Source organism: Providencia sp. (assembly GCF_040396775.1).
Classification (GTDB): Bacteria; Pseudomonadota; Gammaproteobacteria; order Enterobacterales; family Enterobacteriaceae; genus Providencia.
On record NZ_JBEBNT010000002.1, the window covers coordinates 38,115 to 52,004 of the forward strand.

The following is a 13,890-nucleotide window of genomic DNA, read 5'->3' on the forward strand; positions in this document are numbered from 1 at the left end:
CAAACCAGACTAATATTATTAGTCTGGTTTTGTGGGAGGTTATTGACGTAATGCTTTAACGTGTTCTGGTGTGATATCGGCAGGTTGCCCACCCCATTCAACACGCAAGAAGTTGACTAACTCACTGATTTGTTGGTCATTCAGTTTATTTGCAAACCCCGGCATGCTCTGTAGGCTTTGGTTATTCGGAAATTGTTGTTCCGGTAAACCATCCAAAATAGTATTAATCAGATTGGTACTGTCTACATCGCGTAATGTTGAATTGCCTTTCATCGCAACGGCAACATTCGGTTTACCGCTACCATCGTAAGAGTGGCAGCCTGAACAGGTTTCTAAATACACTTGTCGACCTTGTGGGTTACCTTCGCCCATTTTTAATGGCAATGTAGCGGGTGGATTATCGCCCATCAGATAAGTGGCGATTGCGTTATTATCCTCGGGGGTTAAATGTTGCGAACTCAGGTAAATTACAGGGTGCATATCACTATAAGCTGAGCCTTGAGGGGCGATGCCTGTCATGAAAAATTGCTGTAAATCCTGTTTTGTCCAACCTCTTGCCGCGAGAGCTTCTGGCGTAATATCTGGGGCGATAAAGCGCCCTAAAGCACCGCCTTTCATAAAGTTATCCAACTCCATTTCACCCAATGCACCTCTTGGGGTGTGGCATTCAGAGCAGTGTTCCAATACGTTAACTAAATATTTCCCACGTTGCCATTCAGGAGAGCTACCTTGGGAGCTATCAGGAAGTGGCTTATCGTTGAAAAACAGGAGATTCCAACCAATCATTGCCATGCGTTGGTTGAGTGGGAAAGGTAATGAATTTTCGGGTGGGGCGACATTCACTGCAGGGCGGCTCATCAAATAGCTGTAGATTGCATCGGAGTCTTCCCGTGTCATGCCCTTATAAGAGGTATACGGCATGGCAGGGTAGAGGTGCTTGCTGGGTGGTGAAATCCCTTGAGTAAGAGCTTTATAAAACTCATCTTTTGTCCAGCGACCAATCCCAAAATCCGCAGAAGGGGTTAAGTTGCTACTGTAGATAGTGCCAAAAGGTGTATCAAGAGGAAAACCACCCGCAAGTGGTGCGCCGTTAGTGCTGGTATGGCAAGCTGCGCAGTCACTGGCAAGAGCCAGATAACGGCCTCGTTCAATTTCTTGAGGTGTCGAGGTCACTTTTTGCACTGGGCCATCTAATGTTCGGCTTTCATACCAGTAAAGTACTGCCCAAACGACAATGACAATCGCCACAAGCCATAAAATGATTTTTTTGATCATTTGATTGCCTCCTTTATCAGCCCAGGAGTAGCAAGAACAACTTCACGCACCGCTTCATAGTAACGAACATAGCCTGTACAGCGGCAAATATGGTTGTTTAGAGCCTGTTTAATGGCTTCTTCTAAGTCTTCCTCTTTGATTGGGTTACGTTGAAGTTCTTCAATAAAAATGGTGGCAGCATTGACAAAACCTGGGGTGCAATAGCCACATTGAAAACTAAAGTTTTCGATAAAGGCTTGTTGTACAGGGGATAATTTTACATCCCCATTTTCTTCTTTTGTCGCCGCGCCCTCGATGGTGCGAATGCTTTTGTTGTTAAAGAAATGAGCACCGGTGATGCAGGTACGAACTTCTTCACTGGTGCCAGATGGGTGGTCTAAGATCACCACGCAGGCGTGGCAAATACCTTGACCGCAACCTAAACGCGACCCCGTTAAATCGACGTATTCGTGAAGGAAATCAATCATCATGAGGCCTTCAGGTACATCCATTGGTCCATAAGATTGGCCGTTAATGGTTAAGGTCAGTGGAAGGAAATTTAAGCTCATGATAATACCTCTTGAATGTCTTTAGCACGTACAGGGAGGTGCAAGAAATGGTGGCCAGTTGCATCGGCGATAGCATTGACGATAGATGAAACCACAGGGATCATCACTACCTCAGCAACCCCTTTTGGGGGATCGGTTTCTGAGAGTCCTGGTAGGATTTCACTGGTCTGCTGCCAAACTGCAACGTCACTGGCGAGCGGAAGATGGTAACGGTTGAAGTTCCATGTTCCATTGCCGGGGCCGTCTTCATACAGAGGTAAATATTCATGGAGGGCATGGCCGATACCCATAGCGAGCCCGCCTTGGATTTGCCCTGAAACCAGTTGTGGAACAATTAAATTACCGCATTCCACAACGGTGTGGTGGTCAAGTAATTCAACTTGTCCAGTGGCCTTATCAATGGACAATTCTGTGACAGTCGCTACTGCACTGTAGTAGGTCACACCTGCGTTATTTCTTTGTGTATCAGGATAATAAGCTTTTTCGCGATGGCTGACTTGGTAATCTTTTTCAGCAAAACGCAACGCGAGCCCATCAACAGGTAAACGGCGCATTTCGCCTTGAATACGAAAGTCGGCTTCAGCCCATTGCCAGCGGTTAAATACGTGGCTAACCACACCTGTGACACCGCCCATTTCAAAGGTGCGATCGATTAATCGCTGTAAGCTCAGCACTTCTAGCCCATCAGCCGTTAGCCCCTCGGCGACCCAACGGGCATCTTCGCGGCGTACAACTAATGGTGCCGCTTGTCCTCCGCCAATGCCTTCTTGCCAAATTGACATTGCCGCAGGCCACAACCCATGTTCGAACACGAGTCGCGCCGCTTCCTCTGTGCTGTGGGTAAAGTAGTATGCGGAGTTACTGGCGCTTGATGGTGAACAATAGTTTGGTGTCCAGAGTGGGTTTTGCGATAAGCGGTCTTGTTCTTCCTGTGCCATGGCAAACGGGTTACCCGTTGATACCATAGGCAAAATCGACCAGTCAGCCACAGAGAAATGAGCAAGTTCAGCGGGTTTTCCAAGCCATTTGGCACACACAACGGCTTGAGAGGTCGACATACCTGTCCCCATTTCAGCTCCACTGTGGTAGATGGCAATTTTGCCTTCACGCGTCAGCTCAACACGGGCAAATGACGATTCCGCGCCTGTCCCAAAGTCTTTTTGCACACAGGAAATCCCTGTACCAAAAAATTTCCCACTGTTTTTGGCTTCGTAATCGGCTTTGCGTTTGACCCTTTCAGTCCACATCGGGTGAGCAGCGCAGCGCGTTAGCACTTCATCAGCACGAATAGCGCCGCCCGGGATTGCCCCTTGGGTATTTTTCATCCCTGATTTGATTAGGTTATTTAGACGAAACTCAATGGGGTCAGCCTTCAGTAACTTCGCCGCTTCCTCCATCAACATATCGGTAGCAGCCATTGCTTGCAGCGTGCCATAGCCTCGTGCCGAGCCTGCATCGACTGCCCGAGATGCAATACCAACCGCAGAGAGGTCACTACGAGGGATGTAATAAATGGCTTGTGCGCCGGTCGCGCCCACCATGACAACGGATGGCGTAAAGTTACAGCGCCCACCACCATCACCAATAAATGAGGCACTGAGCGCTTCAATTTTATGGGTTTTCTTGTTGACGGCTAATGTGTAATCCATGTCGAAAGCATGGCGTTTGATACTGGATTGGAATTGCTCATAGCGGTCATTGGCCAGACGAATAGGTACGCCATCGCCATAAAGTGTTGCCATGGCGCCATAATAAGGGAATGGGGCGTGGTCTTTTGAACCATAACCCACTGTAAAACAAGGATGTAGGAATATTTGCTTAATTGGGAAGGTCGATTTAGCTAGCATTTCAGGCAACGATGCCGCCACTTCTTGCGGTGACTGAGTTGGGATCACAAGGTGGAATGATTGCGTTTTTGCATCATACCAGCCATTGGCATTGTCTGGCTCTAGAGCCGCGGTATCAATGGATTGGGTCGTATATTTACGTTTAATCACCAACCAATCTTCAGGTGGGTTTTCCAGTTGTTTTGCCAGCTCGTCTGCAAACAACATGCCTTCTTCATCCAGTTTTCCGCCTTCACGACCTTCAGGCCATACGGGGAGGTGTTTTTTCATCCCAATCGGTGAGATGGGCATATCTTTCATACTGGAGTAAATATCAGGGTCGTAAGGATTTTCACTTCCAATACGCACTCCACGATAGGTGCCCCAAGGGTCACGCTCTAATGGCCCAGTAAATGCACCATATTGAATAATATCATCGTGGAATTTAAGCGTTTCTTTAGCAAAACGGAATTTTGCAAAGTCATGGTAAATGAGTAGAGCTACCGCTTGGCCTAAATAGGCAGGTGTTTTTCCTTCGGGAAGAAGTAAGTCTTCTCCGTAAAATTCAGGGAAAGCCACACCGTCTTTTTCTAAGTCACTTGCCGTGACAATGCGGTCTGGCATTAAGCCATCACTGAGCCTTTCAAGGTTAAAACCTTGGTAGATTTTGTCCGCTTGAGTCACTCTGAGTAAAAATGCGTGACCTTGTTGTTTTGGCCAGTGGGGGATATCCCTCGCTCGGATGTCTCTGGCGAAAACTTTCTCACCTTGCACCTTAGAGAAGGCGTCAATACGGAATTTGATTCGCTTATCAACGGGGTTCCAGTCTGGGGACTGTAGAATTTTTTCCTCAAATAGCACATCAAAAGCGCGGCTATACAAAGGGGCGAGATACACTGAAATTCCAGCAATAACGGCACATTTTAGAAAGTGTCTGCGGGAGAGTTCGACATTGCTTTTGCTCATAATAAACCCTTACACTTATTATATTACATCTATATTGTTTTATTTATCATTACTCTGAAAAGTATTACATACTGATTCAAATATTGTCTAATTGTGAACGATTAGCAAACTAATATAAATAATAACTTGTTATCTCATTGAATATCCTTTATTTATTAAAGCATAAATAAATATACTTATGAATAATTAAAATTATGAATGTTGGCATATTAATATTAGCAGCGGGCCATAGTCAGCGATTCCAAAAAGCGGGTGGAAAAGGCAGTAAATTGAATTTTGTATTAGATAAACAAAGCGTTTTTGAAAAAACACTTTTAAATTCAATTGGTAGCGGGCTTCCGGTTCATGTGGTGACGCGGCCGGATAATCAGGGTGTTATTCATATTTGCTTACAATTTAATATTCCATTCTCATTGTTGAATAGTAATGGGTTAGGCGAATCTATTGCGTTGGGTGTTAAAAATACATCTCATTTAGAGGGTTGGCTAATACAGTTGGCAGATATGCCTTATATTAGTAGCCAGCTTTTTATAAGTGTCGCAAATAGCCTAAACCAACATTCGTTAGTTAGGCCTGTATGTAACGGTTTGCCCGGTCATCCTGTGGGAATATCTGCAAAGTATTACTCAGAATTAATTCAATTAACGGGAGATGAAGGGGCAAAATCAATATTACGTCATAATTTTGTTTGTGAATTAGCGATAAAAGATAAAAGTGTAATTAAAGATATTGATTATCCAGTAGTTGATAATGAATAGGAGCAAGTATGCTGCGTGAAGATGTTTTTGTTATCTCTCAAGCCCTTTCTTGGATAAAAGAAGAGTCCGTTTGGTTATGTACGGTGCTGAGTACATATGGTTCTTCTCCTCGCAGCCCAGGGTCTCTCCTTGCCGCAAAAGCCGATGGCCAGTATGTTGGGTCTTTATCTGGTGGCTGTATAGAAGAAGATTTTATTCAGCGAGTTCAAGATGCGAAATACCTCAATGGTAGCCAAGTTGTTCGCTATGGTCGTGGCGGGTTAGAGGCGAAAGTGAATTTGCCTTGTGATGGTAGTTTAGATGTTTTAATTGAATATTTGCCTAAGAGTGACGAAAGTATTCGCTATCTCACTGAAATACATCAAGCACTATTGGGATATACTGCAATTAATAAAAAGATCACCTTGCCCCAACGTGGTGAAATTAGCACAGTCAAGAATCAACAAATTCCAACCCAAATAGAGCGCACTGGTGATGATATCCAATTTTTTATTGCTGCACCGCCACGGTTAATTATTGCAGGGATCTCGAATGTGGGAATTTATTGCGCAAGTTTTGCAGCAACATTAGGGTTTGAAGTGATCATTTGTGAACACCGTGAGGATGAGTTAATGCGTTTTGCTGGGCAGCTTTCTGACCAGTTTGAAGTCATTAAATTATTTCCTGCACGCTATCTAGAGTCGCAAAGTTGCACACCTAATACGGCGATTGTGTCTTTAACGCATGACCCTCGTATTGATGACCTGACATTAATGGAGGCGGTGAATACGCCTGCATTTTATATTGGCGCTATGGGGTCAAGCCGAACAAGTATGCGTCGCCGTGAACGGTTATTGGGTGCGGGGGGAATGTCACTGACGGAAATCGACCGCATTCACGCCCCCATTGGTATTCCAATTGGTAGCAAAACGCCTCCTGAAATTGCGTTAGCAATAATGGCGGATATTGTTGCATACAAAAACGGCGTAAAAGGCCAACAAGATAAACAAGGATCGTGCCATTTATCGGCAGTAAATCAGTAAGTTGCAAGCTGGGATAGGGCGGTAAATTTGTCGCCCTGTTTTAATGAGATGTGATGTTATCGTTGAACGGCAGTCACCATAATTTCGACCAGTACTTGTTCCCGCGCCATATTTGCCTCAACGGCTGCACGTGCAGGGCTATGCTCAACAGGCATCCAACTTTCCCAAACCGCGTTAAATGCAGCAAAGTCACGTGGCATATTTTTAATCCACACTTGGGCAGATAAAATGCAGGTTTTATCACTTTGGCTCGCGGCTAATAATACGTCAATTTTATCAAGAACTTCTTGAGTTTGCTGTGTAATATCACCCGTTAAATCGCTAGGAACTTGGCCAGATAAGTACACAAGGCCGCCAAATTCAACACTATCTGCTAGGCGTGGTTTTGGGTTATTACGTTTAATACTCATGTTTACCTCGTTAATCCTGTAAGAGAAATGGGGGATGTTTGGGCGGTGATCAGTTGGCTTAATATCTCTGCGCTGCCTGCCGCTAAAGTAAATCCTAAACTGCCATGACCAATATTTAGCCAAAGGTTTTTGTATGCCGTCTTTCCTAATAACGGAGGGCCTTTTGGCGTTGAAGGCCGTAACCCATACCAAGCGGGGGCATCATCCACTTTAGGTAAATGCGGGAACGTTTTTTTTACGATGTCCTTTAAGGCATTCACACGGTTATCACGCAGCCCTGAATCATCATAACCAATATCAACCATGGCAGCGATACGCAATTGGTCATTTAATTTGGCATAAACAATTTTATGACCATAATCCGTCACATTAATTTTGGGCACGCAATGCTCAGTTTGTGGATATTCAACACTAAGGCTATACCCCTTTAAACCTAACATAGGTACATCAATTCCTAGCGGTTTCAGTAATTCTCGGCTGCCATTGCCAGCACAAACAATAATCTCATCCGCCTGAATATTTCCCTGGTGAGTGACGATTTCGGTAATGTGATTATTGTGTTGAATAAAAGACTTAACACTGTGCTGTAAGCAGAGGGTAAACTGTGGTTGCGTGTGTAAATATTGCAGTAGGTTTTTGCAAAACAAATAACAATCGGCGCTTTCATCATCTGGGGCATAAATTGCACCAACGAGTTGGGACTGAATATGTTTTAGGGATGGCTCTAACTCAATTACTTCGGCAGGTGTTAAGATTTTTTGAAATTGGCTATCAACCGTTTCGCAGGCTTTTTGAAAGCTTTTTTTATCTCGGTGAATAATTAATTTCCCTGATTTTTCCCAAGCAAAATCAGCGATATCACCCGTTTCTCGCCACATATTCATGATTTTTTGGCTTAATAGCGATAAACGCAAAAGATGCGCGCCATTCACTTTGTTTGTTTTGCGATTACAGGCTAGGGTGAATTGCGTTAACCATGACCATTGCTGAATTGATGGCGTTATTTTTAGGTTCAGCGGGGAGTTGTTTTTCCCCATCCAGCGCAGTCCTTGCAAAGGAACACCGGCATCGGCAAGTGGCGAAACATAACGGTAGCTCAGTTGGCCACCATTCGCGAAGCTGGTTTGCATCCCGACATCTGAATCAGATTCAAGTAATGTGACGGTTTGACCCGCTTTAATTAGCGCGTATGCGGTGCTTAACCCAATCACACCCGCTCCAATAATCACCACATGTTTAGCCATAATATTCCGCAACCCATAATAACGTAGGAATGAATATTTAACGGCGAATGAGTTAACTAAACAATTGAGTTTTCATTACCAGAGTATAACCTTTGGTTAACGACTTTATTCCTTTTTTCGAGGGTTAACGCTAATGTATTGACGTAATTTTGTGCGGCTTTGGTTAATGGCCTATCAGCACGGTGGAAAACAGAAACGGCTAATCGCAACCCTTCTTTTAACGGGTAAATCATCGACTCAGGCAGCGTGTGTTCTGCTGAGAAAATATCCGTAATGCTGCAACCTAAGCCCGCTTGAACAAACTCGGCAGCCATATGGTAAGCGTGTACGCTGATATTCGATTCAGCAAATTGATGGCGCTTTTGTAGCAGTTGCGATAACGAATCAGAGCCTGGATGGATCCAACGTTCTTGGTCGATATCAACTAAAGAAACGGGTGAGTGTAATGGCGGCTTACTGTCGACGTAGACCAAGGGAATATTAGCAATTGGTAGCACAGCAATTCCCCCTTCAATTTCAAGATTAAAGCCGATACCAATGTCTAAATCTTGCTGTGTTAATAATTGCAGAATATCTGTTGTGTGATGTGTTCCTATCGTAAGCTTGATATTGGGGTGTTTTTTAATAAACAAGGCGGTGACTTCAGGCACTAAGTTTAACCCTAGGCTTGGCAAACAGCCGATAGCCAATTTACCTTGCGGATTACGGGATAAATTCTGTGCTAAAATTCTGAGCTTATCTAAATTCTGATAAACTTCCTTTGCTTCTTCAAACAATAAATTAGCTTCATCCGTTGGAATGAGTTTTCCTCTAATTCGTTGAAATAAAGCTAACCCAAGTTGCTGTTCTGCATGTTTTAACGCTTTACTAGCTGCAGGCTGTGAAATATGAAGAACTTCTGCTGCCCGTGTTAAAGACCCACACGTCATAACTGCGTAAAAAATATCAAGATGCCGTAATTTCATTCTATGAAACCTACCCTTTTTGCTTATCAAAGTATTTTACCGAATTAATCTTATTTAATCCGATGGGGTTGTCATTTTGTGATGGGATGCGAGAAATGAAGTTTTTAAATGGAGGGAAATATTGACGAGAAAGGAAAATGCCAGCTCATATCTTTTGGTTATAAGCTGGCACGTTATAAAATAGATTAGGTGAAATAAGTGCCTATTTCGATGAATATTTTAATTAAGATACTGTTTGAGATATCCACAATAAATGCACCTACCATTGGCACGACTAAGAACGCTTTATGGGAAGGGCTAAATGCTTTTGTGACGGTTTGCATATTTGCAATTGCAGTCGGTGTTGCTCCCATACCAAATCCACAATGCCCCGCACTGATAACAACGGCATCATAATCTTTGCCCATCATCTTAAAGGTCACAAAGCAGGCAAACAGCACCATAACCACCGTTTGCACGGTAATGATTAATAAAACTGGGCCTGCCATACTGGCTAACTGACCGAATTTTAAAGACATTAATGCCATCGCTAAGAATAATGATAGCGCCACGCTACCAAGGACATCAACGGTCGGCTCAAACACTTCGTGTTTAAATACATGGGTTAATACATTACGGATGATAATACCGACAAATAAACACCAAACGAAGGTTGGTAATTGCAGGGCTGTATCTTTGAATAAGGCACTAATATACCCACCAACAACAATACAGATAATCAGCATTGAGATAGTTTCAATGACATTGTTGGCATTGATTTTACGTTTAACGCTAGGTTGTTCAAACGCTTCAACAATCGTTTCTTTTTCTAATTCAGTGGCTTTTGGGATTGTTACTTTCTTCAATAAATGGCGTGCTACTGGGCCACCAATTAAACCACCCAAGACTAAACCTAATGTGGCACATGCCATTGCTAATTCAACAGCACCTGTAACACTATATTTATCGGCTAATATTGGCCCCCAAGCGCCTGCGTTTCCGTGGCCGCCTGTTAAGGTAATAGAACCCGCAATTAAGCCAATAAATGGACTCTCATTAAGCATTACTGCCATACCCATGCCGACAGTATTTTGAATGGCAATTAAAATGGTGACGGCGATAGTTAATAATACCAGTGGCTTGCCACCTTTTATTAATCGCGAAAAATCCGAGCTCAAACCAATAGATGAGAAGAAAGTGATCATTAGGATGCTTTGTAAGGATGCATCGAAAGTAAAGGAATACCCTGCCGTTTTATCGACAATTAGTAAGATAATAGCGACAATAAAACCGCCAACAACGGCTTCAGGAATATGGTTTTTCTGTAAAAAAGGCGTGTATTTAACAACGAACATCCCAATCAATAGCGCTAAACAAGCGACTAATAATGTGTAGCTGGCATCTAAAATCATTATTTTACCTCAAATAAGCTTACCAGAGCTTTTTCTATCATTATTTAACATTACTGATAAAATAAGCTACTTTGCGCAACCTTTGTTTAACAATGAGTTTTGTTTGGGTATCTATAACCTTTAGTTAACTCTAATTTGGGTATTAGTCGGGAAGGTAATACGAATTAGTACGCGTATTTCGTAATAGAAAATTACGAGAGGTAGCGAAAATAGCTGGCTTCCAGAGAAAGTGTTTATGTGTAGATAGCCATGTAACGATTAAATTTAAACGGATGTCACTGAATGTTGTACAGCCAAGTAATTATAAGAAGTGTGATGTGAAACATAAAAGAAAATACACAAGTTGAAGTGGAAAATGGGGCAGATAGCCTATTTTTGATGCATTGTGCAAATTTCGTCTAAAACTCGGCCTAAAAAATCATCAAAACTTGGGGCTAGCTATTTTTGTTAATATCCAGATTTTAAGCAATACATATAGCTCTTTTATTGATGATAAATTGAAGATGGTTACGTTTAAATGGAATAAGTACAAATATAATAAGCGAACTTTATTTGATAATTTTGTTTCAGGTTTATATTTGGTTTTTTTTACCATCTTATTCAGGCTATCGAATTTAGCTATTTTATTAATGGCTTGTTTTAATAAGCTTATTGTTATTCATGTCATTCTAAAGACATATAAAAGTAAAATTTACGCGAATATATCGTGAGTCAATTGTTTGCTATGATGACCTAATTACAATGGGTTAGGCTTTATTTCGCTGTTTTATAATGATGTAGTGTATAAATTTAAAAAAAATTTAATTCAAACTTTCTTTTTTATTAGATAATTTTAATATTGTTTTATGGAGTGTTTTAAATGAAAAAAACGATCCGCCAAGTCACCTTTGATTTATTACGTAAGTTGGATATCACAACCGTTTTTGGGAACCCTGGTTCAACAGAAGAAACATTCTTAAAAGATTTTCCGAGTGATTTCCGTTATATCCAAACCTTACAAGAAGCCTCTGCCGTTGCTGCCGCCGATGGCTATGCCCAAGGAATGCGTAAAGTTGCGATGGTGAATGTGCATACCTCAGCGGGCTTAAGCAATGCGATGAGTAATATTTTGACGGCGTATATGAACCGCACACCATTAATTATTACGGCGGGCAACCAAACGCGGGAAATGTTATTGATGGAGCCTTGGTTAACCAATATTGAACCTGAAACTTTACCGAAGCCATGGGTGAAATGGAGTTATCAGCCAGTACGTGCAGAAGACGTTCCTGCGGCCTTTATGCGCGCTTATGCCATGGCACTGCAACCGCCAGCGGGGCCCGTATTTTTGTCAATCCCATTGGATGATTGGGATCAGCCTGCGTTAGCGCAAGAAGCGGTTGTTCGTTCAGTCCCACAGCGTATTGGTTATGACCCTGTTCGACTACAAGAGTTTGCCACGGCATTATCCAATGCAAAGAACCCTGTGCTGATTTATGGTGCCGCGATTGCTCGAGGGGAGGGGTGGGATATTGGCATTAAACTTGCTGAGAAATTAAATGCCCCAGTATGGGCAGCACCTGCTTCTGAACGCCCGTCATTCCCTGAAACGCACCCATTATATGCTGGTGGGTTACCGTTTGCGATCAAACCGTTATCTGAAAGACTAGAGGGACATGACTTAGCCATTGTTATTGGTGCCCCTGTATTTAGATATTACCCTTACGTTGCAGGGGGTTATATTCCTGCAGGATTGCGGTTATTGCATATCACCGATGACCCAATCGAAGTCGGTAGGGCCCCTGTTGGCGATAGCTTATTAAGTGATGCAGTGCTTGCTCTTGAAGGGTTAATCAACCTAGTTGCACCGCGTGTCGCATCAAAAAATGTGGTGAAACAACCTCATGGTATGGCGCCTCACCCAGCGGCACCAGAAGAAACGAGCCAGAGCTCAACATTGAGTGCCACACAGCTATTTCGTGCGTTAAGGGAAGTTTCGCCCAAAGAAACTGTCTTAGTGGAAGAGTCCCCTTCAAACCTTGGCGAACTTCACCGTGAGTGGCCGATTGAATCTCCCGATTCATTTTACACATTTGCAAGTGGTTCATTAGGTTGGAATTTACCGGCAAGTGTAGGGATTGCATTGGCAGAAAGGGACAGTGGGCGTCATCGTCCAGTGATGGCCATTATTGGTGATGGCTCCATGCAGTATTCGATTCAAGGTTTATGGAGTGCAGCGCAGCAGAATTTACCCATTGTATTTATCATTCCAAAGAACAATGAATATGCCATTTTAAAATCCTTTGCGGTATTGGAAGAAACACCGGGGGTGCCGGGGCTTGATATTCCAAATTTAGATATTGTGGCTTTAGGTAAAGGATACGGTTGTGCTGCGGTAAGAGCCGAAACGGTGGAAGAGGTGAAAAAAGCGTGTGAAGAGGCCTTTAAGCGTAATGGACCAACAGTCATTGAGGTCCCTATTTTACCCTCAATTCCACCACTGATTTAATGTTTGTGATTTTCCTCGTCTATTTTCAAAACAAATCGAACCTGTAGTCAAACCTAATCGGTTTGTCAGCAGTCTGAAATAGCCCCTAAGAAGGGGCTATTTTTTATCTGTGTTTTATTCAAGGAATAGATAGAATCGATAAATTATGATGTTTGTCTAATTAAATAAGTTAGGACGCGATATTTATGAATATCCCTCTCCAAGCAAAACAGGCTTTAGCGATTTTGCAAACACAATTATCTGATTCATTAATTGCCGTTTATCTGCATGGCTCAGCAGTTTCTAGCGGGTTAAGGCCAACAAGTGACATCGATTTACTCGTTGTGGTTGATAGGCTGTTGACAGAGACATGTCGTGAACAGCTTGTGCTAAGGCTAATGGCGATTTCTGGTTTATACCCGATTGACCCCGAAGGGCGTCGACCACTTGAAGTTGCCGTGTTTTTATCAAGTGAATTAAACAGGCTTTCTTTCCCTGCAAAATGCGAGCTAATGTATGGAGAGTGGTTACGGGCAGAGTATGAACAAGGGGTATTTGAAGGGCAAACCCAAGACCCTGAATTCACATTGATGTTAGCCCAGGCTTCACAAGAGGCGGTGAATATATGGCATAAGGGAATGTACCACTTACCCGTCATTGACCCACAAGATATACGACGCGCCATGTTAGAAGCACTCCCTAATTTAGCGTTATCTCTGACGGGGGATGAGCGTAATGTTTTACTTACGTTAGCGCGGATGTGGTACACCATGGAGACAGGGTTATTTACCGCAAAGGATGAAGCGACTAATTGGGCAATAGCATTGATGCCTGCACCGTTGCCCTTGATAATGACAATGGCGAAAAATGATTATTTAACAGGTAGTTCTACTGACTGGGTATGCCAAAAAGAGGGGGTTAAGCAGTGTGCGAATTATTTAGCTAATTGTATTCGTGCCTATTCGTCGGTGGACTCAACTAATGTGTGTTTTGGTGCTCTATAAGTGCCATTAAAACG

General features: G+C 42.9%; 11 protein-coding genes. 4 read left to right on the top strand and 7 right to left on the bottom strand.

What is annotated here, in order from left to right; genetic code table 11:
• Positions 1 to 39: 39 nt before the first annotated feature.
• The 3 genes from ABWP91_RS02760 to ABWP91_RS02770 are packed head-to-tail and all read right to left on the bottom strand — an operon-like array spanning position 40 to position 4,615.
• Positions 40 to 1,275: a cytochrome c gene (locus ABWP91_RS02760; protein ID WP_353241919.1), complete on the bottom strand. Its 1,236-nt coding sequence runs from the start codon at positions 1,273 to 1,275 to the stop codon at positions 40 to 42.
• Complete coding sequence (locus tag ABWP91_RS02765; protein WP_353241920.1) at positions 1,272 to 1,823, bottom strand: (2Fe-2S)-binding protein; 552 nt, start codon at positions 1,821 to 1,823, stop codon at positions 1,272 to 1,274. Before ABWP91_RS02765 ends, ABWP91_RS02760 begins: the two co-directional genes overlap by 4 nt.
• Entirely contained in the window at positions 1,820 to 4,615 is a 2,796-nt protein-coding gene (locus ABWP91_RS02770) for a xanthine dehydrogenase family protein molybdopterin-binding subunit (RefSeq protein WP_353241921.1), read from the bottom strand. The genes ABWP91_RS02765 and ABWP91_RS02770 overlap by 4 nt, the downstream gene beginning before the upstream one ends.
• Before the next feature lie 194 nt (positions 4,616 to 4,809).
• Here ABWP91_RS02770 and ABWP91_RS02775 point away from each other — a divergent pair, with 194 nt between their 5' ends.
• Together ABWP91_RS02775 and ABWP91_RS02780 are read left to right on the top strand one after the other, a co-directional pair.
• Positions 4,810 to 5,373: a nucleotidyltransferase family protein gene (locus tag ABWP91_RS02775; protein WP_353241922.1), complete on the top strand. Its 564-nt coding sequence runs from the start codon at positions 4,810 to 4,812 to the stop codon at positions 5,371 to 5,373.
• 8 nt (positions 5,374 to 5,381) lie between these two features.
• Positions 5,382 to 6,395 (top strand): XdhC family protein, encoded by a 1,014-nt coding sequence (locus ABWP91_RS02780; protein ID WP_353241923.1) that lies wholly within the window; start codon positions 5,382 to 5,384, stop codon positions 6,393 to 6,395.
• Positions 6,396 to 6,451: 56 nt separating this feature from the next.
• Here ABWP91_RS02780 and ABWP91_RS02785 read toward each other — a convergent pair whose 3' ends face one another.
• The 4 genes from ABWP91_RS02785 to gltS form a co-directional block, all read right to left on the bottom strand.
• On the bottom strand, positions 6,452 to 6,805 hold the full coding sequence (locus ABWP91_RS02785) for a RidA family protein (protein WP_353241924.1): 354 nt from the start codon (positions 6,803 to 6,805) through the stop codon (positions 6,452 to 6,454).
• A gap of 2 nt (positions 6,806 to 6,807) precedes the next feature.
• Positions 6,808 to 8,049 carry a D-amino acid dehydrogenase gene (locus tag ABWP91_RS02790; RefSeq protein ID WP_353241925.1) on the bottom strand — a complete coding sequence of 414 codons (1,242 nt, stop codon included), beginning with the start codon at positions 8,047 to 8,049 and terminating at the stop codon, positions 6,808 to 6,810.
• Between the two features lie 56 nt (positions 8,050 to 8,105).
• Positions 8,106 to 9,014, bottom strand: coding sequence for a LysR family transcriptional regulator (locus tag ABWP91_RS02795; protein WP_353241926.1), 909 nt, complete (start codon positions 9,012 to 9,014; stop codon positions 8,106 to 8,108).
• 185 nt (positions 9,015 to 9,199) lie between these two features.
• The gene (gene gltS, locus ABWP91_RS02800; protein WP_353241927.1) at positions 9,200 to 10,405 is read right to left on the bottom strand and encodes a sodium/glutamate symporter; all 1,206 of its coding nucleotides are present in this window, start codon (positions 10,403 to 10,405) and stop codon (positions 9,200 to 9,202) included.
• Between the two features lie 859 nt (positions 10,406 to 11,264).
• On the opposite strand from gltS, the gene mdlC reads away from it, so the two are divergent.
• Together mdlC and ABWP91_RS02810 are read left to right on the top strand one after the other, a co-directional pair.
• Positions 11,265 to 12,893: a benzoylformate decarboxylase gene (gene mdlC / locus ABWP91_RS02805; RefSeq protein WP_353241928.1), complete on the top strand. Its 1,629-nt coding sequence runs from the start codon at positions 11,265 to 11,267 to the stop codon at positions 12,891 to 12,893.
• A 185-nt stretch (positions 12,894 to 13,078) separates the two neighbouring features.
• Positions 13,079 to 13,876: an aminoglycoside adenylyltransferase domain-containing protein gene (locus ABWP91_RS02810; RefSeq protein WP_353241929.1), complete on the top strand. Its 798-nt coding sequence runs from the start codon at positions 13,079 to 13,081 to the stop codon at positions 13,874 to 13,876.
• Positions 13,877 to 13,890: the final 14 nt, after the last annotated feature.